The sequence below is a fragment of the Microbacterium luticellae genome, from assembly GCF_050408645.1.
Taxonomy (GTDB): Bacteria; Actinomycetota; Actinomycetes; order Actinomycetales; family Microbacteriaceae; genus Microbacterium.
Map to the genome: position 1 here is coordinate 334013 of NZ_JBNTKE010000001.1, position 24659 is coordinate 358671.

At 59.2% G+C, this 24659-nt stretch carries 23 protein-coding genes; 4 read left to right on the forward strand and 19 right to left on the reverse strand.

The window, feature by feature from the left end:
- Window positions 1-30: 30 nt before the first annotated feature.
- From aroC to ACQUSW_RS01705, 8 genes are all read right to left on the reverse strand, one after another.
- Window positions 31-1251 (reverse strand): chorismate synthase, encoded by a 1221-nt coding sequence (gene aroC, locus ACQUSW_RS01670; protein ID WP_428930550.1) that lies wholly within the window; start codon window positions 1249-1251, stop codon window positions 31-33.
- A gap of 4 nt (window positions 1252-1255) precedes the next feature.
- Complete coding sequence (locus ACQUSW_RS01675; RefSeq protein WP_428930551.1) at window positions 1256-2152, reverse strand: shikimate dehydrogenase family protein; 897 nt, start codon at window positions 2150-2152, stop codon at window positions 1256-1258.
- A complete protein-coding gene (gene mltG, locus ACQUSW_RS01680; protein WP_428930552.1) occupies window positions 2103-3500 on the reverse strand; it encodes an endolytic transglycosylase MltG in 1398 nt (465 codons plus the stop codon). The genes ACQUSW_RS01675 and mltG overlap by 50 nt, the downstream gene beginning before the upstream one ends.
- Window positions 3493-3975 (reverse strand): Holliday junction resolvase RuvX, encoded by a 483-nt coding sequence (ruvX, locus tag ACQUSW_RS01685; RefSeq protein ID WP_428930553.1) that lies wholly within the window; start codon window positions 3973-3975, stop codon window positions 3493-3495. The genes mltG and ruvX overlap by 8 nt, the downstream gene beginning before the upstream one ends.
- Window positions 3972-6632 (reverse strand): alanine--tRNA ligase, encoded by a 2661-nt coding sequence (gene alaS, locus ACQUSW_RS01690; protein ID WP_428930554.1) that lies wholly within the window; start codon window positions 6630-6632, stop codon window positions 3972-3974. The genes ruvX and alaS overlap by 4 nt, the downstream gene beginning before the upstream one ends.
- A gap of 45 nt (window positions 6633-6677) precedes the next feature.
- The gene (locus ACQUSW_RS01695; RefSeq protein ID WP_428930555.1) at window positions 6678-6872 is read right to left on the reverse strand and encodes a hypothetical protein; all 195 of its coding nucleotides are present in this window, start codon (window positions 6870-6872) and stop codon (window positions 6678-6680) included.
- Between the two features lie 105 nt (window positions 6873-6977).
- Complete coding sequence (rpsD, locus tag ACQUSW_RS01700; RefSeq protein WP_428930556.1) at window positions 6978-7634, reverse strand: 30S ribosomal protein S4; 657 nt, start codon at window positions 7632-7634, stop codon at window positions 6978-6980.
- A gap of 134 nt (window positions 7635-7768) precedes the next feature.
- Window positions 7769-9070 (reverse strand): replication-associated recombination protein A, encoded by a 1302-nt coding sequence (locus ACQUSW_RS01705; RefSeq protein WP_428931253.1) that lies wholly within the window; start codon window positions 9068-9070, stop codon window positions 7769-7771.
- Between the two features lie 129 nt (window positions 9071-9199).
- Here ACQUSW_RS01705 and ACQUSW_RS01710 point away from each other — a divergent pair, with 129 nt between their 5' ends.
- From ACQUSW_RS01710 to ACQUSW_RS01720, 3 genes are all read left to right on the forward strand, one after another.
- A complete protein-coding gene (locus ACQUSW_RS01710; protein WP_428930557.1) occupies window positions 9200-9397 on the forward strand; it encodes a hypothetical protein in 198 nt (65 codons plus the stop codon).
- Between the two features lie 97 nt (window positions 9398-9494).
- Complete coding sequence (locus ACQUSW_RS01715) at window positions 9495-10889, forward strand: DUF349 domain-containing protein (RefSeq protein ID WP_428930558.1); 1395 nt, start codon at window positions 9495-9497, stop codon at window positions 10887-10889.
- Window positions 10890-10942: 53 nt separating this feature from the next.
- Complete coding sequence (locus ACQUSW_RS01720) at window positions 10943-11560, forward strand: type IV toxin-antitoxin system AbiEi family antitoxin (protein ID WP_428930559.1); 618 nt, start codon at window positions 10943-10945, stop codon at window positions 11558-11560.
- On the opposite strand, the gene ACQUSW_RS01725 is transcribed toward ACQUSW_RS01720, so the two are convergent.
- The 9 genes from ACQUSW_RS01725 to pdxS form a co-directional block, all read right to left on the reverse strand.
- Window positions 11547-13787, reverse strand: coding sequence for a RelA/SpoT family protein (locus ACQUSW_RS01725; RefSeq protein ID WP_428930560.1), 2241 nt, complete (start codon window positions 13785-13787; stop codon window positions 11547-11549). The two genes, ACQUSW_RS01720 and ACQUSW_RS01725, sit on opposite strands and share 14 nt — an antisense overlap.
- Window positions 13788-13839: 52 nt before the next feature.
- Window positions 13840-14835, reverse strand: coding sequence for a protein translocase subunit SecF (gene secF / locus ACQUSW_RS01730; protein WP_428930561.1), 996 nt, complete (start codon window positions 14833-14835; stop codon window positions 13840-13842).
- Window positions 14835-16550: a protein translocase subunit SecD gene (gene secD / locus ACQUSW_RS01735; protein ID WP_428930562.1), complete on the reverse strand. Its 1716-nt coding sequence runs from the start codon at window positions 16548-16550 to the stop codon at window positions 14835-14837. Before secD ends, secF begins: the two co-directional genes overlap by 1 nt.
- Before the next feature lie 50 nt (window positions 16551-16600).
- Window positions 16601-17026: a preprotein translocase subunit YajC gene (locus ACQUSW_RS01740; RefSeq protein WP_428930563.1), complete on the reverse strand. Its 426-nt coding sequence runs from the start codon at window positions 17024-17026 to the stop codon at window positions 16601-16603.
- A gap of 79 nt (window positions 17027-17105) precedes the next feature.
- Complete coding sequence (gene ruvB / locus ACQUSW_RS01745) at window positions 17106-18134, reverse strand: Holliday junction branch migration DNA helicase RuvB (protein ID WP_428930564.1); 1029 nt, start codon at window positions 18132-18134, stop codon at window positions 17106-17108.
- Entirely contained in the window at window positions 18127-18738 is a 612-nt protein-coding gene (gene ruvA / locus ACQUSW_RS01750) for a Holliday junction branch migration protein RuvA (protein ID WP_428930565.1), read from the reverse strand. The genes ruvB and ruvA overlap by 8 nt, the downstream gene beginning before the upstream one ends.
- A 10-nt stretch (window positions 18739-18748) precedes the next feature.
- Entirely contained in the window at window positions 18749-19336 is a 588-nt protein-coding gene (ruvC, locus tag ACQUSW_RS01755; protein WP_428930566.1) for a crossover junction endodeoxyribonuclease RuvC, read from the reverse strand.
- 5 nt (window positions 19337-19341) lie between these two features.
- Entirely contained in the window at window positions 19342-20100 is a 759-nt protein-coding gene (locus tag ACQUSW_RS01760; protein ID WP_428930567.1) for a YebC/PmpR family DNA-binding transcriptional regulator, read from the reverse strand.
- 117 nt (window positions 20101-20217) lie between these two features.
- A complete protein-coding gene (gene pdxS / locus ACQUSW_RS01765) occupies window positions 20218-21105 on the reverse strand; it encodes a pyridoxal 5'-phosphate synthase lyase subunit PdxS (protein ID WP_428930568.1) in 888 nt (295 codons plus the stop codon).
- Window positions 21106-21202: 97 nt separating this feature from the next.
- Between pdxS and pdxY the strand changes: the two genes are divergently transcribed.
- The gene (gene pdxY / locus ACQUSW_RS01770; protein ID WP_428930569.1) at window positions 21203-22054 is read left to right on the forward strand and encodes a pyridoxal kinase PdxY; all 852 of its coding nucleotides are present in this window, start codon (window positions 21203-21205) and stop codon (window positions 22052-22054) included.
- A 50-nt stretch (window positions 22055-22104) separates the two neighbouring features.
- Here the strand turns inward: pdxY and ACQUSW_RS01775 are convergent, their stop codons facing one another.
- Together ACQUSW_RS01775 and thrS are read right to left on the reverse strand one after the other, a co-directional pair.
- Entirely contained in the window at window positions 22105-22650 is a 546-nt protein-coding gene (locus ACQUSW_RS01775) for an HIT family protein (RefSeq protein WP_428930570.1), read from the reverse strand.
- On the reverse strand, window positions 22647-24650 hold the full coding sequence (thrS, locus tag ACQUSW_RS01780; RefSeq protein WP_428930571.1) for a threonine--tRNA ligase: 2004 nt from the start codon (window positions 24648-24650) through the stop codon (window positions 22647-22649). The genes ACQUSW_RS01775 and thrS overlap by 4 nt, the downstream gene beginning before the upstream one ends.
- Window positions 24651-24659: the final 9 nt, after the last annotated feature.

Consider the following 24659-nt stretch of genomic DNA (forward strand, 5'->3'; position numbering starts at 1 on the left):
CCTACAAGCACTACGGCAGCGCCGTCTCGATCATTCATCGTGCGCGAGCGTGGAGTCTGACAGCGCGGCCGTTCGTAGGTCGTGCGGAATTGCGTCGAGGTACGACTGCAGATTGCGGCGGGTTTCGTCTACGTGATCGCCACCAAATTTTTCGAGCACCGATCGCGCGATTTCAATCGCGACCATGGCTTCGGCGACGACGCCCGAGGCGGGTACCGCACAGACGTCAGAGCGCTGGTGGTGTGCCGTGGCGGCTTCTCCCGAGCTCACGTCGACTGTGCGAAGGGCGCGCGGCACAGTCGCAATCGGCTTCATCCCGGCACGAACGCGCAGAACCGTTCCGGTCGACATTCCGCCTTCGGTTCCGCCCGCTTTATCCGATGAGCGAGTGATGCCATCGTTGGCGACATGGAGCTCATCATGGGCGTCGGAGCCGCGTCGACGGGTCGTCTCAAAGCCGTCACCAATTTCCACGCCCTTCATGGCCTGAATACTCATCAAAGCCTGGGCAAGGCGGGCATCGAGGCGGCGATCCCACTGTACGTGTGAGCCAAGCCCCGGGGGCAGCCCATAGGCCAGTACTTCGACGATTCCGCCGAGCGTGTCGCCTGCTTTACGGGCGTCGTCTACTTCTTCGACCATGCGGGCTGACGTCTCGGGATCAAAGCACCGTAACGGATCAGCGTCGAGGGTATCAACGTCGTCGGGGGTAGGCAGCCGGGCACCTTCGGGCACCTGCACCGGCCCAATCGACAGTGTGTGACTCACGAGGGTGATGCCGAGTTCCCCGAGGAATGCGCGCGCAACCGCCCCAAGAGCAACGCGCGCAGCTGTTTCTCGTGCGCTCGCACGCTCGAGAATCGGCCGCGCTTCGTCAAAGTTGTATTTCTGCATACCGACCAGGTCGGCGTGTCCGGGCCGTGGTCGGGTGAGGGGTGCGCCGCGGCCGCGTGAGCGATCAGTCAGTTCGACGGGCTCGGGGTTCATCACCTCTACCCATTTGGGCCACTCCGTGTTGCCAATGCGCAGCGCAATGGGGCTGCCCAGAGTGAAGCCATGCCGGATGCCGGTCGATAGCGAAAGTTCGTCTTCTTCGAACTTCATGCGCGAGCCACGCCCATAGCCGAGCTTGCGGCGCGCCAAATCGGCCTGAATGGCGGCCGGTGATACCGGAACTCCGGCCGGAAGGCCTTCCATAACAGCAATCAGTTCGGGGCCGTGCGATTCGCCGGCTGTGAGCACTCGAAGCATTGCTCTAGTCTCCCATGAGCGCGCACCGCATTGCCGCCACCACGTCATCTTCTGTGGGAACCGGCACGTCGGGCTCACCGTGGTAAAAGATTCGCACCTGCCGTACGGCCTGATGCAAAAGCATTCCCAGTCCCGAGAGCACCGGATGCTGCGCATTCCACTGCTGCGCTAACGCCGATGGCCACGGTGAATAAGCAACGTCGAAAAGCACACCTCCCGCATCCGCTAATCGCTGTGCAGTGTCGTGTGCCAGTACGCTCGCACTCGGGATCGTTGAAATTGTGAGATCGACAGCGCCACAGTCGTCGTCAAAAGTGGTGACGCTGCTGCGTACCCCTAAACGGTCGGCCACGTCGATAACAGCAGTTGCCTTGTGCGGTTGTCGTGCAACAAAAAATACGCGGTCTGCGCCTAATTCTCTGGCTGCCACAACCGCCGAGGCCGCCGTAGCACCCACACCCAGAACTCGTACCGACGACACCGAGGCGACGGATCCTTCACGAAGAGCAGCGACCAGCCCTGCTATATCCGTATTAAAACCTCGATGTTTTCCGTCTGCACTCAGCAGAAGAGTGTTGGTCGCGCCCGTGAGCCGCGAATGCTCATCGAGCCAGTGCGCCGCCCGATACGCCACTTCTTTCAGTGGCATCGTCAGTGACAGCCCGCGCCATGACCCGTCGCAGGCCTGCAGCGCCTCTGAAAACCCCTCGGCCGACACCTGCTGGCGGCCGTACTGCCAGTCGACGCCTAAGACGCGGTACGCTGCCGCATGCAGTTGAGGCGAACGCGAATGCTCAATGGGGTCTCCCCATACGGCAAGGTGCGTTGGTGGCTGTGTGATCACTGTGTCATCAGCATCCGGAATCGGGGTTGTCGGAGCACCATGCCTGCCACTGTTCAACCCCGCGAAGATGCTCTTCGTAATCGGTCGTAAAGACAGTTTCTCCGGTGTCGAGATTGACCGTCACGAAGTACAACCACGGGCCATCGGCCGGGTTCATTGCTGCATCGATAGCGAGGTCGCCAGGGTTGGCGATCGGTGTGACGGGAAGGCCCGTATGCACGTATGTGTTCCACGGGTTGTCATCGTGCTGGGCAGCATCCGAAGTGCTGACCGAACCATCGTGTAGTTCGCGGTATCCGTACTGCGATGTCGAGTCCATCTGCAGCATCATGTCGTCGTCTAGCCGGTTCTGAATTACTCGCGACACCTTATAAAAGTCATCTTCAAACCGTGCCTCACGCTGAATAATCGACGCAATCGTCAGCACACGCTGCTCGTCACCCGCTGGTACCGCGGCCGCTTCTAACGAGTCCCGGGTTCTGTCGACCATTGCCGTAATAACTTCTTCGGCAGTGGTTCCCGGATCAAATTCGTACACTGCGGGGAACAGCCATCCTTCGAGCGAAGAAGCATCCACGCCATAAGCGCTCGGGTCAGCAACAGCCGCCTCTAGTTCTTCCTTGGGAATATTGAGGCCGATCGATACCCGCTCGAGCGTGGCGTCCACCGTGAGTCCTTCGGGAAGCGCTGCTGAATCTTCCAATTTGCTCTCGGGATCGCGCAGCGCCTCGAGTGCAGCGGCGGCCGTCATTTTCTGCTGCATCCGGTAGACACCAGGAAAGAATGGCTCGTCAGGTGCTTCTTTGAGAAGCATGTCGTAAAAGACGCTGTCGGTTTTTGTTATGCCGGCGTCAAACAGAGCCGTAGAAACCTCGGCACCTGCGTCACCTGAGCGAATCGTCACATACGCTTCGCCTTCAGCGTCGCTTTCGTCCCAGTCTTTCGGCTCACCCCAGCCGAATATCTCTCCGATGCGGTCACCGTATTCATTCATGACGTATACCCCACCGGCCCCGATGCCACCGAGTACGAGCACAAGAATGATGACAAGAATCAGGCATCCGCCACGCCGTCGCGGTTTGACCACCGGCGTTTGCCGTGCTGTATTTTCTGCAGACACATCAAAAAGGTCGTCGAGTGCTTCGCCCTCGTTCTCCGGGGCTTGCTCATCGCTCTGGGCGGCTTCAGGAACAGCGTCCTCGCCCATAGCCGCAACCTCATGCGGTTCTGAGACAGGGATATCGTGCAAAAAGGCGAGACTATCTTCAGCTTCCGGATGCTGGCGCGCATCCGGCGCTGATACCGCCTCGCGTTGTGCTTGTTCGCGTGCCGCTGCCTCGCGGGCCGCACGCCGCGACAGCGGCTGAGACGGATCAACAGGGTGCTGGTTGCTCGGGTCAGTCATGTGCGCGTGAATCCTCATCGGGTTCGAGCAGTGTGCCGGCGGGTTTTCCGGTGCTCTTTTCGATATCAATAGCATGCTGCAGCAGCACAACGGCCGCTATCTGGTCGACAATGCTACGCGAACCGCGCTGGCTTCGCCCTGAAGAACGCAGAGCACTGTGAGCCGTGACAGTGCTGAGACGTTCATCGATCATTCGCACGGGCTTACGAACGCTTTCTTCGACTTGGCGCGCAAAAGCGATCGCATCGTCTGTTGACGCCGTCGAGTCTCCTCGCAGATTGATGGGTAGTCCGATGACAATCTCGATGGGCTCGTATTCGTCGATCAGTTCGCGGAGCCGCATCAGCGAGTGTTCATTACGGGGTACAGTCTCTACCGGCACCGCAAGCATGCCGTCGGGGTCACAGCGGGCTACACCGATACGCGCACGGCCCACATCTATTCCGAGACGGACACCGCGTCGAAACTCGCTCATAGAGCGCGCAGTTCCTGCTCGATGGCGATCAGTGCTTCAGGAATCGCCGCGGCATTCGTGCCACCGCCCTGCGCAATATCGTCGCGGCCTCCCCCACCACCGCCGAGCACTCCCGCGGCTTTTTTGACCAGTGCGCCGGCGCGCACACCACGCTCCCTCGAGCCTTCATTCGTGGCAATCACAACAATCGGTCGATCGTTAGTTACACCGGTCACCGCAACAACAGTCGCCTGGTTACCAAGAAGTTCACGCACCTTCACGACCGTGTCGCGCACGTCGTCGGCCGACGCCACTACACCCGCGTTATGTGCCACAAACTGCATACCGTTCAGTGCGACGGCCTCCTGCGCGATAGCAGGCACCTGCGCAGAGCGTTGCTGCGATTCCAGCTTCGCGATCCGTTTTTCAGCGGTCTTCAACTGACCGACGAGTTCGGCGATGCGCTCAGGCAGCTGTTCCCGCGGAGTCTTCAACGAGGTGCTCAGCTGCGAGACGATCGTGCGCTCCACGGCCAGATCACGGAAAGCGTCGCGACCGACGAGAGCTTCTACGCGCCGGTTGGTTGCTCCGATAGAAGACTCTCCCACGAGGTTGATGAGTCCGATTTCTGCACTGGTAGCAACGTGTGTCCCGGCACACAGTTCGCGTGACCACGGACCGCCAATATCGACCATGCGCACGACATCGCCGTATTTTTCGCCGAACAGAGCCATTGCTCCAGCGTCCTTCGCCTCATCGAGCGTCACGACCCTCGTCGTCACCTCGAGGGCGTCATCGACGGCACGGTTGGCGATTTCTTCGATCTCGCTGCGTGTATCGGACGAGAGCGCTTGGCCCCATGCGAAGTCGAAACGCAGATAGCCAGCGCGGTTGAGTGATCCTGCCTGCGTAGCATCCGACCCGAGTGTGTCCCGCAGCGCGGCATGCACGAGGTGTGTTGCCGAGTGGGCTTGGCGAGCGGCGTGTCGATTGGCACCATCGACCACGGTGGTCGCTTCGTCGTCGACGGCAACTTCGCCCTCAACAACACGAACGGTGTGACTAATAAGCCCTGCCACGGGCTTTTGAACGTCAATGACCTCGAGTTGAAAGCCATTGCCTACAATGGTGCCCTTGTCGGCAACCTGGCCCCCCGACTCTGCATACAGGGTAGTTTCCGCGACGATAACCTCTGCGGTTTGCCCTGCTATGGCCTTTACCACCGAGTGTCCGTCGACCAGGATCCCGAGCACGCGAGTGGTCGTTTGCAGTTCGTCGTATCCCACGAATGAGGTTTCTCCCTGTGCACGCAGATCGCGATACACCGAGAGATCGGCAAGTTGGCGCTTGCGGCTGCGGGCGTCGGCCTTGGCACGATCACGCTGCTCTTGCATGAGCGTGTCAAAGGCTGAGCGGTCAACACTCAGTCCGGCCTCTTCTGCCACCTCGACCGTCAGGTCGATAGGAAAACCGTAGGTGTCGTGCAAGAGGAACGCCTCGTTGCCGCTCAAGCGACGTTCGCCGGCCGTTTTCGTCTCCTGGAGCGCGAGATCAAGAATTGTCGACCCCTGCGAGAGCGTACGCAAAAACGTTTCTTCTTCTGCGAAGGCAGCAGTAGAAAGCTGTGACCAGTTTGTTTCGAGTTCTGGGTAGCTGGCTTTCATAGCGTCGCGCGAGGCCGAAAAGAGTTCGGGGAATGATGCGCCCTCAACGCCGAGCAGACGCATGGCACGAACGGTGCGTCGCATGAGGCGTCGCAGAATATAGCCGCGACCCTCATTGGAGGGGCGAACGCCGTCGGAGAGCAGCATGAGAGAGGAACGCACATGGTCGGCAATAACTCGAAAACGCACGTCGTCTTCGTTCACAGCGCCATATCGTCGTCCCGACAGTTCCATCGCGCGATCGAGCACCGGACGCACCTGATCGGTCTCGTACATGTTGTCGACGCCCTGCTTGAACATGGCGACGCGCTCGAGACCCATACCTGTGTCAATATTTTTCTTGGGTAGTGGTCCTGCTATGTCGAAGTCGGTCTTGGAGCGCACATCCGACAGCAGCTCCTGCATGAAAACGAGGTTCCAGATCTCGGTGAACCTGTTGTCGTCAACGATCGGGCCACCGTCGGGTCCGTATGCAGCACCACGATCAATATAGATTTCAGAGCACGGACCACCGGGACCAGGCTGACCGGTGTGCCAGTAGTTGTCTTCTTTGCCCATCCTCTGGATGCGCTCTGCGGGTAAGCCTGCGATTTTTTGCCACAGCGCAGCTGCTTCATCATCGGTCTCATACACGGTGACCCAAATGTCACGTTCTGCAAAACCTAGTCCGCCGTCGGCTTCGGAACTGGTGAGCAACTCCCATGCATAGCTAATTGCGCCCTCTTTGAAATAGTCGCCAAACGACCAGTTCCCGAGCATCTGAAAGAACGTTCCATGACGAGCAGTCTTGCCGACCTCTTCGATGTCGTTCGTTCGAATGCACTTTTGCACATCGGCAACGCGCGAATACGGGGCCGGCACAACACCCGTGAGATAAGGAACAAAAGGCACCATGCCGGCAATTGTGAACATCACCGTCGGATCGTTGCTAACAAGCGACGCCGAAGGAACAATGGTGTGCCCGTTCTTCTCAAAGTACGTGAGGTAGCGTTGGGCAATCTCGGCGGTGTTCATACGAGTGCAGTGTGTCCTTGTGTGCGAAACGGATAGAGCAGGAAATTAGGAGTCAGAACGATCTGGCGCTGTCAGTCGCGCGGCTTCCGAACGATAAGCATCGCTTAATATTCCCGTGAACTCGGTAATACGAGCATCGACTTCTGACAGCAGCTCGTGCCCCCGAGGGTCTTTGTTCATAAAGTGAGCAGCCACAAAGCCGCCAATCACACCGATCAGAAACCAGAGCAGGTTTTTCATGTCGCCACCTTCGCTAACGAACTGTTCGCGTGCCACCGTCCATCGTATGCGTAAACAGAAGAAGGCGTCGGGTTTCCCCGACGCCTTCTTCTGAAAAGTCGTCGCTTAGCGTGCGGCGTAGTACTCAACAACCAGCTGCACATCACACGTGACAGGAACCTCAACACGCTTCGGGCGGCGCACAAGGCGAGCCTGAAGTTTGTCGAGCTCTACCTCGAGGTAGCCAGGAACCGGAGGAAGAACCTCGGCGTTGCCACCCGCTGCGGCAACCTGGAAAGGCTCCAAGCCTTCGCTCTTCTCTTTTACGTGGATCAGCTGACCGGGCTTCACCCGGAAAGAGGGACGGTCGACAAGCTGACCGTCAACAAGGATGTGGCGGTGCACAACCATCTGACGAGCCTGTGCTGTGGTGCGTGCGAAACCGGCGCGCAGTACCAGCGCGTCCAGACGCATTTCCAGCAGCTCGACCAGGTTCTCACCCGTCAGGCCGTCTTTGCGACGAGCCTCGTTGAATGCAATACGCAGCTGCTTTTCGCGGATGTCATACTGCTCGCGCAGACGCTGCTTTTCGCGCAGACGAACAGCGTAGTCGCTGTCGGCCTTGCGCTTGGTGCGCCCGTGCTCGCCCGGTGCGTACGGACGACGCTCAAGATAACGAGCCGCCTTGGGGGTCAGCGGGATCCCCAGTGCGCGGCTGAGCCGGACCTTACGTCGGTCCTGTGCCTTCGATGCCACGAAGTATTCCTTCCATAACGCGGCCATGACTTTCACGACTCGCGGACGTATCGTCTCGTTTCCGCCCCAATTGCCACGCACGCCGGAGCGCTACAACGGGAACTACAGGAAGAGAGAGATGCCCAAAAACCCAGTTTCGAGCCGGTCAATGCTAACAGATTTCACGAGCCCTGCGCACGTCGACCATGCACAATACGGCGAATCTTGTCGAGACGGGCAGCGATCTCGCGCTCAGCCCCGCGTTCGGGTGGGTTGTAGTACTGCCGACCAACAAGCTCGTCGGGCAAATACTGCTGCGGAACAATACCGGCCTCGGCATCATGCGGATAGACATAGCCTTTGCCGTGCCCGAGTTTTCGAGCACCCGGATAGTGCGCATCACGCAAGTGCAGCGGAACCCGACCAAACCCGCCCGCGCGAAGGTCAGCAATGGCAGCATCGATCGCGGTATAGGCGGCATTGGATTTTGCCGTTGTCGCCAAGTAGATCGTTGCTTCGGCCAGCGGTATGCGCCCCTCTGGCATACCGATAAACGCCACGGCATCTGCCGCAGCCGTTGCAATAACAAGCGCTTGCGGGTCGGCGAGACCAATGTCTTCGGCAGCCGAAATAACGAGGCGGCGGGCAATAAACCTTGGGTCTTCACCGGCTTCGACCATACGGGCAAGGTAATGCACCGCAGCATCCGGATCAGAGCCCCGTATTGATTTAATAAACGCGCTAATAACGTCGTAGTGTTCATCGCCCTGCCTGTCGTAGCGAAGCAGAGCACGGTCAACCGCCTGCGCCACGTGATCGGCCGTCACAACGATCGGCGCAACACTGTCTTCTTCGTCAGGACTCATGGCCACGGCCGCCGCGGCCTCGAGACCGGTCAGTGCGCGTCGGGCATCGCCGGATGCTAGTCGAACCAGTGCCGCTCGGGCATCGTCGTCGAGTGTGACGGTGCCGGCCAGACCTCGCGCATCGGTCACCGCACGTGTGATGAGCAGAGCGATGTCGTCGTCGGTCAGCGGTTGCAGTGTGAGCAGCAGAGAACGTGATAGCAACGGAGAGATAACTGAGAACGACGGGTTCTCGGTGGTCGCCGCAATGAGGTTGACCCAACCATTTTCTACCCCGGGTAGCAGCGCGTCTTGCTGAGCCTTCGTAAACCGATGAATCTCGTCGAGAAACAAAATAGTGCTTTGCCCATACAGGTCGCGCTGGTTCATGGCGTCTTGCATAACCTCGCGCACGTCTTTTACACCCGCTGTAATCGCAGATAGCTCCACGAAACGACGGCCTGAAGTGCGCGCAATGGCCTGCGCAAGCGTGGTCTTGCCTGTTCCGGGCGGACCCCACAGGATCATCGAAACGGCACCGGCGCGCGTAGTGTCGGCTTCGGCAAGCATCCGGATGGGAGAACCGGTACGCAAAAGGTGCGACTGCCCCGCTACTTCATCGAGCGAGGTAGGACGCATACGCACAGCCAACGGCGTTTGGCTCGTGAGAAGAGCAGCTGCAGGTTCCACTCCCCCAGGCTAACCGCAGCCCCTGACATGTGGCAGGATCAGCCGCTATGCTCGCTGCAACGAGTAAGGAGATCCCGGATGTCTCGTAGCCCACAGAATTCTCGCAATCAGCGTGCACGCGCCGAAAAAGACCGTGCACGCTTATATTCTGCGCGCGTGCAATGGAACAAGAAGGTTGAATTACGTCGGCAACGAGACACAATTATTGCCTCTGTCTGTGGTTCAGTCGTGGTACTTGCCGCCATTGTTAGTCAGTTTTTTGTTGCACAGGCGTAACTGCCCTTAGGCAGGGGTGCTGTATTGCGCGCGCGCATACTAGGCTGAACACTGTCCTTTCCGCCTCCGTCGGTCCATCACCGCTCTAGGAGTTCACGTGTCTGCTGAACAGCCCACGCCCTCGTCCATGCCCGTTCCCGGCCCGCCCAAGAAGCCTGTTCCTGCTCCTCCGGCCCCTCCTGTGTCTCCTGCGCCTCCTGCCGCAGCTGAGCCCGCGAGCGACAGCGCCGCGACCACGCCCGATACGGCTTCCACCCCGACAGCAACAGCCAGCGAATGGGGTACGGTCACCGACGACGGCACAGTCTCGGTGCACGACAATGACCAATGGCGCGTTGTGGGTCAGTTCCCCGATGGAACCCCGGCTGAAGCCCTCGCCTATTTCCAGCGTAAATACGACGACCTAGCATTCAAGGTGCAGACGCTTGAGCAGCGACACCAGGGTGGCGGAGCCGCAGCATCCGAACTCACCAAGCAGGCCAAATCACTCAGCGAAGAACTGGTTGAGCCAGCAGCTGTCGGTGACCTCGCCGCTTTGCGCAGTCGTGTTGACGCGCTCATCGCTACTCTCGCTGAAGCAAGCGAAGAAGAAGCGCGACAGGCAAAGGCTGCTCTCGATCAGGCTATTGCTGAACGCACGACGATCGTGGAACGCGCAGAGGCACTTGCGGCACAAGACTTCGGTTCTGTGAAATGGAAAGCGGTCACCGCAGAGATCAACGACCTGTTTACTGCATGGCAAAGCCACCAGCAAACAGCACCACGCCTGCCGAAGAACACAGCTCAGCAGCTATGGAAGCGGTTCCGTAATGCTCGAGCAACAATCGATCGTCATCGTCGCGCTTTTTACGCAGAGCTCGACGAAACACATAAAGCAGCACGGCAGGCGAAAAACCGACTCATCGAACGCGCCGAGGCGCTAGCACCACGTGGCGAAGAAGGCATTCCTGCCTATCGCACGCTGCTTGACGAGTGGAAGACGACCGGGCGTGCCGGACGTAAAGCCGATGACGCGCTGTGGGCTCGCTTCAAAGCGGCCGGTGATGTACTTTACGGTGCCCGCGCTGAACGTGATGCTGCCGAAGCCGCCGACTCTCTCCCCCGCATTGAGGCCCGCGAAGCACTTTTGGAGCAGGCACAGGCGGTGGCCGATGAGAAAGATCTGGCCAAGGCACGGGCGCTGCTCACACGGCTACAGCGTCAATGGGATGAAGTGGGTCGCATCTTCCCACGCGATAAGGAACGTGCCCTTGACGATCGCCTCCGCGCTATTGAGCAGGCACTCAAGTCGCGTGAGCAGGTGGACTGGAAGCGCAACAACCCCGAGACGAAGGCTCGCGCCGATGGCATGACCCGCCAGTTAAACGAGGCCATCGAGAAGCTCGAAGCAGAACTGGCCGCAGCTCAAAAAGCAGGCGATAAGAAGGCCATCGCAGCAGCAGAAGAAGCGCTTAACGCTCGTCGCTCCTGGCTGCAGGCCCTCGGCCGCTAGTACCGTCCTGACGGAGCGCTGGCCTCTTCTCCACAGAAGCATCAAACATCAGTGTGCCCGATCGTACGATCGGGCACACTGATGTCGTGCATCCGGTTTTCTTCTATCTTCCTGGCGAGAAGCTCTCCCTCGCCGAGCTCTGTGCGGCTCGACTTGACGGCGATGTCGTCGAGCTCGGAGAAGGCTACACTCCCGCTGACTCCATCGATACTGAAGTCTGGCGCGCGGCCAGCATTAGTACGCTGCTACCCTCGCTCGACTCCTTCGCCTTCGTAGGCCCGAGTGCCGCATGGATTCACGGGGCAGGTGATGGCGCGCCCTATGAACATGCCGTTCGCCGTACCGGTAAGCGGCGCACAACGGATGTCGGTCGGCCACGACTCACTGTGCACGACACACCGCTTCCGTCGTCGGATGTCATGCTGGTTGGTCGCGTTTCGGTAACCACGCCCGATCGCACACTATTTGATCTCGCTCGCTCAGCAAACAAGTCGCCGGTGTATGAGCACTGGGCGTGGCTGCTTGCCGAGTATGACCCCACTACAGTCGCTCCCGCGGCAGAGCGGACCCGCGCATGGCGTGGTCAACCGGGCTCCGTGCGAGCACGCGAACTGCTGCAGTCTATTGCCGTTCAGACTCAGCAGAGCGACGCGCTTTTTACGCTGCAGTAACGCGATAAACGTCGTACACCGCATCGATACGTCGTACGGCGTTGAGCACTCGATCCAGGTGAACCGTGTCGCCCATTTCGAATACAAAACGACTGAGCGCTAGACGGTCTGTCGTTGTCGTCACGGTTGCCGACAGAATATTAACGTGGTGCTCGCTCAAGATACGGGTGACGTCCGACAGTAGCCCCGAACGGTCCAGTGCCTCGACCTGGATCTGGACGCGAAAAACGCTGCGGCTCGTCGTGCCCCATTCCACATCGATAATACGATCCGTGTTCGACGACAGAGATTTCACGTTTGTGCAGTCGGTGCGATGCACAGAAACACCGCTGCCACGAGTCACAAAACCAATGATCTCGTCGCCGGGCACGGGCGTACAACACTTGGCAAGCTTCACCAGAATGTCGTCGGCACCACGAACGAGAACGCCCGAATCGCTCCCACGAGAGCGCGTCTCTTGGGTCGGCAGATCGATTGCTCCCGTGTTGGTGTCAACATCGGCAACCAGTGCCGTGACCTTCTCCAGCACCGACTGTGTCGAAACATGGCCTTCGCCGACCGCGGCATACAGTGCCGAGACATCTTCGTACCGCAGTTGCCGGGCAACCTCCGCAAACGACGCCTGGTTCATCAACCTCTGCAGTGGCAGGTTCTGCCGCCGCATGGCACGGGCGATCGCTTCTTTACCCTGCTCAACGGCTTCTTCGCGGCGTTCTTTGGTAAACCAGCCGCGGATCTTGTTGCGTGCCCGCGTGCTTTTAACAAACGTCAACCAGTCTTGGCTAGGACCAGCATCCGGGTTCTTCGATGTAAATACTTCGACGACGTCACCGCTACGCAGTTCCGACTCCAACGGCATCAGTCGGCCGTTGACCTTAGCGCCCATGGTTCGGTGCCCAATTTCGGTGTGCACCGCGTAGGCGAAATCAACCGGGGTCGCACCCGCTGGCAGTCCAATGACTCGGCCTTTCGGGGTGAAAACGTAAACCTCTTTCGCCCCAATTTCAAAACGGAGCGAGTCAAGAAACTCACTGGGATCAGCCGTCTCCGCCTGCCAATCAGAGATGTGTTGCAACCACGCCATCTCTGACTCACTGGTTCGCGACGGAGACTTACTGCCGTTGACCCGTTCTTTATACATCCAGTGAGCCGCAACACCGAACTCTGCTTGCTGATGCATCTCGTGCGTGCGGATTTGAATCTCGACGGTGCGCCCCTCGGGGCCAATCACGGTCGTGTGCAACGACTGGTAAAGGTTGAACTTGGGAGTCGCAATGTAGTCTTTGAACCGGCCGGGCAGCGGCGTCCAGCGCGCATGAATCGCGCCGAGCACCGCATAGCAGTCTCGTACCGTGTTGACGAGAACACGAATGCCAATCAGGTCATAAATGTCGTCGAACTCACGGCCGCGTACGACCATCTTTTGGTACACGGAATAAAGCTGCTTCGGTCGCCCCGCGACACTACCGCGCACTTTAAGGTCACGAAGATCGGTTTCTATCGCCTGCACGACCGTCCGAATATATTTTTCTCGCTGAGGAGTGCGCTGCTTAATCAGGCTGTCGATCTCGCTGTAAATTTTGGGGTGCAAGACTGCGAACGATAGGTCTTCGAGCTCAGACTTAATGGTCTGAATACCCAAGCGATGCGCTAGCGGCGCATAGATCTCGAGGGTTTCTCGTGCCTTTCGGCTGGCCTTCTCGGGCGGTACAAAACCCCACGTGCGCGCATTGTGCAGCCGGTCGGCAAGTTTAATGAGCAGAACCCGGATGTCTTTCGACATCGCCACGATCATTTTTCGAACAGTCTCGGCTTGGGCACTCTCGCCGTATTTAACTTTGTCGAGCTTGGTGACTCCATCAACCAGCATGGCAACTTCGTCGCCGAACGTTGCTGTCAGGTCGCCTATGGGATAGCCGGTGTCTTCGACGGTGTCATGCAGGAGTGCTGCAGCAATGGCCCGCGGGCCCAAGCCCAAATCGGCCAAGATCTGTGCCACCGCGAGCGGATGCGTAATGTATGGTTCGCCACTCTGACGCTTTTGACCGCGATGCTTCTCTGCCGCGACAGCATACGCCTGCGGAATAATGCTGAGGTCACCGCGCGGGTGATTGACCCGCACGGTGCGAACCAGGCCGTCAACATCGTTAGCTCGGGGTGCACGCGAGAAAATGCGCGGGACAAGGCGTCTGAGGCTCGAACCCTGGTTAGTAACGGCATCGCTCATGCACTCCCCCTTCCCGCATCCACATCCTACGCCGTCATCGACGTCGCACCGGTCAGGCGTCTACTGCGCTTGCGGCCTTTTCACGGGCCTTCCATACACGGGCGTCATGTTCGTGAATATCTGGCTCGTTCTCTCGGAACAGCGAATATAGCGGTGCCGCGACGAACAGCGTCGAATAGGCGGCCACGATAATTCCGACAAAGATCGACAGCGAGATATCGCTGAGTGTTTCAGCACCGAGCCAGAAGGCACCCAAGAAGAGGATTGCGCCGACGGGCAAAACAGCCACGACCGACGTGTTGATCGACCGTACGAGTGTCTGGTTCACGGCGAGGTTGACCGACTCAGCGAATGTGAGGTCCATCCGTGCCTCTTCGCCCGTGGTGTTTTCTCGAATCTTGTCGAATACCACGGTTGTGTCGTAGAGCGAGTACGCGAGAATCGTCAAGAATCCGATAACAGCGGCCGGTGATATTTCAAACCCACACAGCGCATACACACCAACTGTGATGATGAGCACGTCGAGCAGACCCACGATCGCGGCTGCCGACATCTTCCACGTTCTAAAGTAAATCGCCAGAATTAAGAAGGTCAGCAGAAGGAAGATCACGAGACCCCACAGTGACTGTTTGGTGACGTTCTCACCCCACGTCGGCCCAATAAATGATGGGCTAACAGCATCAACGGGTACCTCGTAGACCTCGGCAAGAGCTTCGGCGACGGCGTGCGTCTGTTCAGACGACATCTGGTCGGTCTGAACACGAATGTCTTGGCCCCCAACGACGGTAACGCGTGCGCCCGCGCCGGGTACCACGCTGCGTACGGCATCACTGGCCAGCGCTTGGTCGTGGTTTTGTGGGGCTTCAACCGTGAACTGTGATCCACCGGTAAATTCGATAGAGAACTGCACGGGCCTGATCAGCGGCACGAGCGCCGAGGCGATGACGAGTGCGATCGCAATAATGAACCACAGACGGCGCTTTCCTACGAAGGGAAAAGACGTTTTTCCGCTGTAAAGGTCGTTTCCGAGCTGATTCATGGAGCGCATCAGGCGTCTTCCTCTCTTGCGCTGTCGCGCTCGGCTGTCAGTAGCTGTTCAGCACGTTTACGTTCGGCGATTGTTTGGCGCCGCTCTGCTTCACCGCGTGATCGACGGGCACGTGCGGCCTTACCCGCCGACCCGGTTGCGACCTCACGGAACGCGGTTCGCGTGTGATAAACCGCACCCAGCGCCTCGGGGTCCATTCCCGACAGCGGATGCCCCTCACCGAAGAACCTCGTACGAGCGAGAATCTGCATAACCGGGTGCGTGAAGATCACGAAGATGAACACGTCGATGAGTGTTGTGAGCCCCAGTGTGAAGGCGAAACCCTTCACGGTGGCATCCGCCAACACATACAGCACCACGGCGGCAAGAATGTTGATCGACTTAGAAATATAGATCGTACGCTTTGCGCGGTCCCAGCCGTCTTCGACAGAAGCGGTAATGGATTTACCATCGCGAAGCTCATCGCGTATTCGTTCGAAATAAACGATGAATGAGTCAGCGGTGAACCCAATCGACACGATAAGACCGGCGACACCTGCAAGCGACAGTCGGAAGCCCATCCGCCACGCAAGAATGCACACGATGATGTATGTGAGAACACCCATCACTGCGAGCGACGCGATAATGACGAATCCGAGCGCACGGTAGCTGAGAAGTGCGTACACAGCCACTAAAGCGAGACCGATAAGTCCTGTGATCAAACCGATCTGCAACTGTTGCGCACCGAGTGTTGCGGTGACTGTTTGCGAACTCTGAACGTTGAAGTTCAGCGGTAGCGCACCGTAACGCAGCTGGTCGGCGAGAGTTGTTGCTGTCTCTTGAGTGAAAGTACCGCTAATACTGGGCTTGCCATCCATGATGACGCCCTGCATTGCCGGTGCCGAGATCACATCGCCGTCGAGTACGAAAGCGAACTGGTCGCGGGGCGACTGTGCACCGTAGAGACGCTGGCTGACTTCACCGAACTTTTTTGCACCGTCGGCGTTAAAACGAAGGTTAACGACCCAGCGGCCTGTTTGTTGCTCGCGGCCAGACTGTGCATCATCGATCGCTCCACCGTCGAGCTCAACTGGTCCGAGCAGGTAGCGCACCTGGTTGTCGGGATCACAGGCGATGAGCGGCTGGTCAGCCGGAGGGCTTTCTAGACGCGCCGACTGATCGGCACAGTCAAAGTGCAGAAATTCTGCTTCGAGGTGCGGTGTAATCCAGGCCAGGTCGCTGCCGTCGGTGGGCGCCGGCGTGGGGGTTGATTCCAGTGAGGGGTCGGGGGCTGGGAAAGCTGTTTGCTGGCCGTCTTCACCCACAAAGGATGTTGCTGCGTCAGTTGCTGCAATCACCGAGCGCAGTTCAAGTTTGGCGCTGGCTTCGATCCGCTGACGCGTCTCTTCATCGGCTTTACCGGGGATCTGCACCACAATATTGCGGCCGCCCTCCGTGGCGATGTCCGACTCACCTACACCCGAAGCATCAACACGCTGCCGGATAATCGCGGCGGCTTGATCGAGTTGTTCCTGTGTCGGCGCGGCGCCATCTTCAGTTTGAGCACCCAGGATGATCTGTGTACCACCCTGCAGGTCAAGCGCAAGCTCGGGCGCCCAGGAGCTCTTCTCGAACCCATACACCCCCCATGCGTTGATACCGAAAAGACCGACGGTAACGATAAGGAGCCCGAGCAGAACTTGCCAGGCACGGCGGGTCGGAGAAGAAGGGGCCACGGGGGTTAATGCTTTCTGTGCTGAGAGTCAGAGAGGCGGAGAATCAGCTCTCAGTTGTCGTCTTTTTTGTCTTCCGGCGTGTCGTCACGGTCGGGAAGGGCTTCGGATGCTGCCGCTTCGTCACCGTTGTCGATTTCGTGCACGCGGTCGTCGAGCGGCTGCTCGTCGAACGGGCTGTCAAGAGCGTCAGCGGGCGAGTCGACGACCCGCAGTACCGCCTGTGAGTGCACTTCCATGACAACTCCGGGCGCGATCTCGACACGGGCCGGGGCATCGAGATCGTCGGGGTCGATGTCGACGATCGTTCCGTAAATTCCACCCTGCAGCAGCACGCGTGCGCCGGGAACAGTGTTGCGCTGTTTCTGTTCCTGTTCGGCTTTGAGTTTCTGGTTACGACGGCGGGTGCTGAAGATCATGAACACCAGGAGCAGGCCGAGGATGAGAAAGAGGCCGTACTGCTGGAAGAACTGGTTCATATCGGGGATGAGCCTTTCAAATGTGCACACACCAACGATGGGGCATGACGGCGTAGAGGTGGGTAGAAGTCCTCAGCGATTATAGGTCATTGAGCAGAGTGCCATTGTCTCCGACCGGAAGTCCGAGGTGTTCATATGCGGCTGGCATGGCGATTCTGCCGCGAGGCGTGCGGCCAAGAAAACCGATACGAACGAGGTAGGGCTCCACCACGCTCTCGACGGTTTCTGCTTCTTCGCCGACTGCGACAGCGAGTGTGCTGAGCCCAACGGGGCCCCCACGAAATCGAGTGACCAGTGCCTCGACGACTGCTCGGTCGAGGCGATCGAGGCCCTGTGCATCGACGTCGTAAAGCTCGAGGGCTGAGCGTACGTGGTCGATTGATGCATCGGTTCCTTCGCCGTGCACGAGCCAGTAGTCGCGCACGCGACGCAGCAGTCGGTTGGCGATTCGTGGTGTTCCACGTGAACGGCGAGCGATTTCTGTGCGCGCTTTTTCTGGAAGATCGACGCCGAGAACTGCGGACGAGCGCTCAACTACCTGCTCGAGCTCAGCCGTCTCATAGAACTCGAGATGACCCGTGAAACCGAATCGATCGCGCAGCGGATTCGGTAAGAGGCCGGAGCGCGTCGTGGCTCCGACGAGTGTAAATGGCGATAGTTCTAGCGGAATGCTCGTTGCCCCAGCGCCTTTCCCCACCATGATGTCGATGCGAAAGTCTTCCATGGCTAGGTAGAGCATTTCTTCTGCCGAGCGAGCCATCCGATGAATTTCGTCGATGAATAGCACTTCGCCGGGAACAAGGCTGGACAGCAGCGCGGCCAAGTCTCCGGCGTGTTGAATGGCTGGGCCACTCGACAACCGAAGGGGTCGTTCGCTCTCGTGTGCCACGATCATCGCGAGAGTTGTTTTACCCAGACCGGGAGGGCCAGCCAGCAAAATGTGGTCGGGCGTGCGCGACTGTAGCTGCGCGGCCCGCAGCAGGAGTTCCAGTTGGCCGCGCACCTTTGTCTGCCCGACGAATTCAAGAAGACTCGATGGGCGTAGTGCGCCTTCAATCGCTAGTTCCGCCTCATCTATGGGCTCGCTGATATCGCGTGCTTCAGGCACGGTCGCCCCCTCGTGCGGTGCCGAGCGACGCTAGAGCGCGACGAAGGAGCAGCGAGACTGAGTTCTGCTCTTTTGCTGTTGCCTCGGCGACGGTGCGCCGCGCAGCATCGTCGGCAACGCTTTCGTTCCAGCCAAGGCCCACGAGCGCTTCGAGCAGCTGTGCCGTTGCTTCTGGGTTGGCCGTGGTTGTCCCGGATGCAGGTGCCGCATGGAGCTTGCCGGCCAGTTGCACGACGATGAGCTTCGCGGTCTTCGGTCCGATCCCCGAGACTTTACGGAATGCTTTTTCATCGTCGTTGGTGACGGCGGTCGCGATCTGGTCGACCGACAGGTGCGATATAACGCCGAGCGCAGATTTCGGGCCAACGCCTGTCACTCCCAGAAGCAGCGAGAAAACGTCAAGTTCTTCGCGTTCAATAAAGCCGTACAGTGTGAGAGCGTCATCGCGAACAATCAGTGACGTATGCAGCTCAATGGTTGTTCCGACGTGTGCTGTGTGAGCAACATCCGCGGGTACAAAAACTGAGAATCCCACGCCCCCCACGTCGATAACAACGAGGCTCGGTGCGGTGTACAAAACAGAGCCACGGAGGGAAGAAATCATATCTCTAAGCCTAGGCGCGAGATCGTACCTTTGTTCGAGCGACACGCTCCGCCTCATGCCAGGCGCGCTGTGCAGCCGTCATTTCTTCTGCTGCTTCCGCTGCACGGCTGGTGCCCCCGCGCCAGGCGTGGCAGAGCGCTATGGCTAAAGCGTCGGCAGCGTCGGCGGGTTGTGGTGGTTTTTCTAGCTTGAGTATCCGGGCGATCATGGCTTGCACCTGTCGCTTATCTGCAGAGCCGTAGCCGGTGACAGCGGCTTTCACTTCGCTGGGGGTGTGTGTTTGCGCTGGCAACCCTGCTTCAGCGGCGACGAGCAGCGCAATGCCGCTTGCTTGTGCTGTGCCCATAACGGTCTGCCTGTTGTGCTGAGCGAATACCCGTTCAACTGCTACTGCATCCGGCTGAAACTCTCGAATCGCACGCCGCAAGCCCTCGGCGATGGCGACGAGTCGGTCACCAATTGCGTCATCGACTGCGCTGCGTACTACAGAGACGTGCACCAGCTGAGCCCGGCGACTCCGGTCGACATCGACGATCCCCACCCCGCAACGGGTGAGACCGGGATCAACCCCAAGGATGCGCCGGATGCTGGTGCTCATACGGTCTACTCGTCGTTTTCGAGTTCGGCCTGCACTTCGGCGGTGAGGTCAAAGTTGCTGTAGACGTTTTGCACGTCGTCGCTGTCTTCGAGCGCATCAATGAGGCGGAATACTTTCCGCGCCGTGTCTGCATCAACTTCAACTTTAAGGTTAGGCACAAACTCGACGTCGGCCGAGTCGTAGTCGATTCCGGCGTCTTGCAGCGCTGTGCGCACAGAGACGATGTCGGAAGCCTCTGTGATGACTTCGAACCCCTGTGCATGCGGTTCAATTTCTTCTGCACCGGCTTCGAGCACGGCCAACATCACTTCGTCTTCACTGGTGCCTTCGCTACCGACCACGATGACACCCTTGCGGGTGAAGTTATAGGCCACGCTGCCCGGGTCGGCCAGCGTGCCACCGTTGCGGGTCAGCGCTGTGCGCACTTCTGCCGCGGCACGGTTCTTGTTGTCGGTCAGACACTCGACCATGAGCGCAACACCGTTGGGGCCGTATGCCTCGTACATGATCGTCTGATATTCGACCGCTTCGCCGGCAATTCCTGCGCCGCGTTTAATTGCCCGGTCGATGTTGTCGTTGGGTACCGAGGTCTTTTTTGCTTTTTGGACGGCGTCGTACAGGGTCGGGTTGCCATCAAGATCGGCGCCGCCGATTTTTGCGGCTACTTCGATGTTCTTGATGAGCTTGGCGAACGACTTTGCGCGGCGCGCGTCAATAACGGCCTTTTTGTGTTTTGTCGTTGCCCATTTGGAATGCCCGGCCATAGTTCTCCGCTCGTCATCTACCTGCGGAGTCCCCCGCAGGGCATGTCTATTGTAAGAGAAGTTGCGCGCCGGGGGCAGCGGAGCATCCGGATGCTACTCCCCCGGCGTCGCTGTCTTTTACCAGCCTCGTTCGGCGAGTCGGTGGGGCGCGGGCAGGTCGGCAACGTTGATGCCGACCATGGCCTCACCGAGTCCGCGTGAGGCGCGGGCGATGGCTGCGGGGTCATTGAAGCTGCGCGTAGCGGCAACGACTGCGGCGGCGCGCGCTTCGGGGTTGCCGGATTTAAAGATGCCGGAGCCCACGAACACACCGTCGGCCCCGAGTTGCATCATCATGGCGGCGTCGGCGGGCGTTGCCACACCTCCGGCGACAAAGAGCGGTACGGGTAGTTTTCCATTCTTCGCTACGTCAGCAACGAGAGGATACGGTGCCTGGAGTTCTTTGGCAGCGACATACAGTTCGTCGGTGCTCAGCGCCGAAAGCGCACGAATCTCGCTCAGAATCTTGCGAATGTGCTTGGTTGCTTCCGAGACATCACCGGTTCCGGCCTCGCCTTTGGAGCGAATCATGGCAGCGCCTTCGGTGATGCGGCGCAGCGCTTCGCCCAGGTGTGTCGCACCGCATACGAACGGCACAGAGAACGTGCTCTTGTCGATGTGGTTGACGTAGTCGGCGGGCGAAAGCACCTCTGATTCATCGATCCAGTCGACGCCGAGTTCTTGCAGAACCTGCGCTTCGACAAAGTGACCGATCCGAGCTTTAGCCATAACCGGCACGTCAACCGCTGCGATGATGCCATCGATCAGGTCGGGATCACTCATGCGCGCGACGCCGCCCTGAGCACGAATGTCGGCGGGCACGCGTTCGAGTGCCATCACGGCGACAGCACCGGCGTCTTCGGCGATTCGCGCCTGATCTGCGGTGACGACATCCATGATTACGCCGCCACGCAGCGCTTCACTGAGTGACGAGCGAGAGGTTTGCTGATCCGAAGAGTTTGTCATAGGACAAAGCATAGCGCGTCTGCATCTTTCTTATTTCAATCTCAGACATGGCGCTTTTCTGTCGCCGGCACGACGTTGTTAGTGCCAAGATCGAAACATGCAAATCGTGTCGATCCAGTCGGCGGTGGCCTTCGGGCACGTCGGCAACTCCGCCGCCGTGTTTCCACTCCAACGCATCGGTGTCGAAGTGCTGCCCGTCAACACCGTTAATTTTTCTAACCACACCGGTTATGGCGCGTGGCGCGGTCCGCTCATTGCACCCGACGATGTCGCCGAGGTCATTACCGGTATTGAAGAACGTGATGCGTTTGCGTCGACCGATGCCGTTTTGTCGGGATATCAGGGCAGCGAGGGTATCGCCGACGTCGTGATCGACGCTGTCACACGCGTCAAACAGGCGAACCCGAACGCCGTGTATGCCTGTGACCCGGTCATGGGTAACGCAAAGTCCGGATGCTTCGTAGCCCCGGCTATTCCCGATTTGCTGCGCGATCGTGTTGTGCCCGTCGCCGATATCATCACCCCGAATCAGTTTGAGCTCGGTTATCTCACCGACACCGAGGCGAGTGACCTTCCTTCGACCCTGCGTTCGATCGATGCTGCGATGGCCCTGGGCCCGTCGACCGTGTTGGTCACGAGTGTTGAGCGGCCGGACCGCCCTGAGGGAACGATCGAAATGATCGCTGCCGACGAGACGGGTGCCTGGATTGTGCAGACACCGCATCTCCCAATTAAAGCCAACGGTTCTGGTGATGTCACCGCCGCACTGTTTACGGCTCACTATGTCGAAACATCGAGTGCGGCGCAGGCTCTGAGCCGCACGGTATCGAGCGTGTTCGATCTGCTGACCCTCACGCTCGATTCGGGTGAACGTGAATTACAGCTGGTTCAGGCGCAAGAGTTTTACGCCCACCCTCGCGAACAGTTCGAAGTCTCGCAGGTGCGCTAGCTACAGCATCCGGATGCCGTGCTGTGCCGCATCGCCCCGGCGCCTCGTCTTCACTGGGGCCAGGCGTCGGCGATGGCCTGCCTGACTTCGCCGAGCAGCTGCGGTAATGCTTTGGTCTTGGCGATGATTGGAAAGAAGTTGGCGTCGGAGGCCCAGCGCGGAACGATGTGCTGATGCAGGTGAGCGTCGACGCCAGCACCGGCGATGGCTCCCTGGTTCATACCCAGGTTGAAGCCGTCGCAGTGCGACACATCGCGCAGCACCCGCATGCCGGTCTGCGTGAGCGCACCGATCTCCGCCACTTCTTCGGGCGTCGCTTGGTCATACGTGGCAATATGCCGGTACGGGCATACAAGCAGGTGGCCCGAGTTGTACGGAAAGAGGTTGAGCAGCACATAGGCTGTCTTTCCTCGTGCCACGATCAGCGTGTCGGTGTCTTCTCCTTCGGGGGCAGCACAGAACGGGCAGTCTTGGCGTAGCGGCTCACGTCCTGCCTGGATGTACACCATGCGGTGGGGCGTCCATAGCCGCTGAAATTCATCGGGCACGCCCGCTAAATGCGGGGCATCCGGCTCGTGGTCGGAGGGTGAGGTCATACGAAGTCCTCAGCGCTCACGATTCGTGCGTGGCTTTCTACTGCGGCTCGGATACGCGCGACGGCTTCGGCGATGGGCACACCATTTTGCTGGCTGCCGTCACGGAACCGGAACGAGACTGTGCCCGCTGAGCGGTCTTGTTCACCCGCGATCATGATGAGCGGAACCTTGGCGGTCGTGTGGTTACGGATCTTCTTTTGCATCCGGTCGTCGGAGTGGTCGACTTCGGCGCGAATACCCTGTGCGCGCAGTTGCGCGATGACGTCGTCGAGGTAGGCAGAGAATTCTTCTGCCACCGGCACGCCCACAACTTGAGCGGGGGCGAGCCACAGCGGAAAATCGCCGGCATAGTGCTCGAGCAAAATGGCAAAGAAGCGCTCGATCGAGCCAAACAGAGCACGGTGAATCATGACCGGGCGGTGTTTGTGGCCGTCGGGGCCCGTGTATTCCAGTTCGAAACGTTCTGGCTGGTTGAAGTCGAGCTGAATGGTCGACATCTGCCAGGTGCGGCCGATGGCATCGCGGGCCTGCACAGAAATCTTGGGGCCATAGAATGCTGCACCACCGGGGTCGGGCACCAGTTCGAGTCCGGATGCCTCTGCCACACGCCGCAGTGTTTCGGTTGCGGCCTCCCACTGTTCAGGTTCGCCCAAGAACTTGTCGCTGTCGTCATCGCGTGTTGAGAGTTCGAGGTAGAAGTCGTCGAGTCCGTAATCGCGCAAAACCTTCAACACAAAGTTGAGGTTACGGGTGAGTTCTTCTTCTACCTGATCGTGCGCGACATAGATGTGAGCGTCGTCCTGTGTAAGACCACGAACGCGGGTGAGGCCCGAGAGGGTTCCGCTCTTTTCGTAGCGGTAGACGGTGCCGAACTCGGCAAGTCGCAGCGGCAGTTCACGGTAACTGCGACCACGCGAACGGTAAATGAGGTTGTGGAATGGGCAGTTCATGGGCTTCAGGTAGTAATCCTGGCCCTGCCGTGTGATGTTGCCCTCGTCGTCGGTTGTTTCGTCGAGGTGCATGGGTGGGTACATGCCTTCGGCGTAGGTTTGTAGGTGCCCGCTGGTCGCAAAAAGGTCAGCTTTGGTGATGTGGGGTGAGTTCACCATTTCGTAGCCGTGTACGAGCAGCTGCTCACGCATGTACTGTTCGATTTCGTACCGCACGATTCCTCCGCGCGGATGGAAAACGGCAAGCCCCGGGCCCACTTCGTCGGGGAAAGAGAAGAGGTCCATTTCGGCGCCGAGGCGACGGTGATCACGCTTAGCTGCTTCTGCCAGGCGCTCCTGGTAGGTACGCAGTTCGTCTTTTGTTGGCCACGCTGTGCCGTAAATTCGCTGCAGCTGCGGGTTCTTTTCACTACCGCGCCAGTAGGCAGCAGCAACTCGGGTGAGGTCCCAGCCGTTGCCGATCATGCGGGTGTTGGGAAGGTGAGGGCCACGGCAGAGGTCTTTCCAGGCGACCGTGCCATCTTTTTGCACGTTGTCGTAGATGGTCAGTTCACCTTCGCCCACCTCGACCGATGCACCTTCTGCTGCCGAGGCTGCCCCCGGGCCTTTCAGTCCGATGAGTTCGAGTTTGAAGGGCTCATCGTGCAGTTCTTCCTGCGCTTCGGTGTCGGTCACCACTCGGCGAACAAAACGCTGCCCTTCACGAACGATGCGCTGCATTTCTTTGCTGATTGCTTTGAGGTCTTCAGGGGTGAAGGGCTCGTCGACGTCGAAATCGTAGTAGAAACCGTCGGTGATGGGCGGGCCAATACCCAGGTTCGACTGTGGGCGGATGCGTTGCACGGCCTGTGCGAGCACGTGGGCGGTGGAGTGGCGAAGAATGTCGAGACCATCGGGGCTGTCGATGGTGACGGCTTCGACCGTGTCGGATTCTACGACGGTCGCGGCAAGATCTTTGAGGTCACCGTTGACACGCATGGCAACGACGGAACGGTCGGTAAACAGGGCGAAGCCATCGGTGGGGTACGAGGGCTGGGCGTTGTCGGACACGAAGGGTTC

Excerpts from the sequence above, each read along its gene's own strand:
- mltG (WP_428930552.1), bottom strand. The coding sequence starts at position 3,500 with ATGACTGACCCGAGCAACCAGCACCCTGTTGATCCGTCTCAGCCGCTG.
- ruvA (WP_428930565.1), bottom strand. The coding sequence starts at position 18,738 with ATGATTTCTTCCCTCCGTGGCTCTGTTTTGTACACCGCACCGAGCCTC.
- ACQUSW_RS01775 (WP_428930570.1), bottom strand. The coding sequence starts at position 22,650 with ATGACCTCACCCTCCGACCACGAGCCGGATGCCCCGCATTTAGCGGGC.
- ACQUSW_RS01710 (WP_428930557.1), top strand. The coding sequence starts at position 9,200 with ATGTCTCGTAGCCCACAGAATTCTCGCAATCAGCGTGCACGCGCCGAA.
- ACQUSW_RS01760 (WP_428930567.1), bottom strand. The coding sequence starts at position 20,100 with ATGGCCGGGCATTCCAAATGGGCAACGACAAAACACAAAAAGGCCGTT.
- ACQUSW_RS01695 (WP_428930555.1), bottom strand. The coding sequence starts at position 6,872 with ATGAAAAACCTGCTCTGGTTTCTGATCGGTGTGATTGGCGGCTTTGTG.
- alaS (WP_428930554.1), bottom strand. The coding sequence starts at position 6,632 with ATGAACACCGCCGAGATTGCCCAACGCTACCTCACGTACTTTGAGAAG.
- ACQUSW_RS01705 (WP_428931253.1), bottom strand. The coding sequence starts at position 9,070 with ATGCGTCCTACCTCGCTCGATGAAGTAGCGGGGCAGTCGCACCTTTTG.
- ruvX (WP_428930553.1), bottom strand. The coding sequence starts at position 3,975 with ATGAGCGAGTTTCGACGCGGTGTCCGTCTCGGAATAGATGTGGGCCGT.
- pdxS (WP_428930568.1), bottom strand. The coding sequence starts at position 21,105 with ATGACAAACTCTTCGGATCAGCAAACCTCTCGCTCGTCACTCAGTGAA.
- ACQUSW_RS01740 (WP_428930563.1), bottom strand. The coding sequence starts at position 17,026 with ATGAACCAGTTCTTCCAGCAGTACGGCCTCTTTCTCATCCTCGGCCTG.
- pdxY (WP_428930569.1), top strand. The coding sequence starts at position 21,203 with ATGCAAATCGTGTCGATCCAGTCGGCGGTGGCCTTCGGGCACGTCGGC.
- ruvC (WP_428930566.1), bottom strand. The coding sequence starts at position 19,336 with ATGAGCACCAGCATCCGGCGCATCCTTGGGGTTGATCCCGGTCTCACC.
- rpsD (WP_428930556.1), bottom strand. The coding sequence starts at position 7,634 with ATGGCCGCGTTATGGAAGGAATACTTCGTGGCATCGAAGGCACAGGAC.
- ACQUSW_RS01725 (WP_428930560.1), bottom strand. The coding sequence starts at position 13,787 with ATGAGCGATGCCGTTACTAACCAGGGTTCGAGCCTCAGACGCCTTGTC.
- secF (WP_428930561.1), bottom strand. The coding sequence starts at position 14,835 with ATGCGCTCCATGAATCAGCTCGGAAACGACCTTTACAGCGGAAAAACG.
- aroC (WP_428930550.1), bottom strand. The coding sequence starts at position 1,251 with ATGCTTCGAGTGCTCACAGCCGGCGAATCGCACGGCCCCGAACTGATT.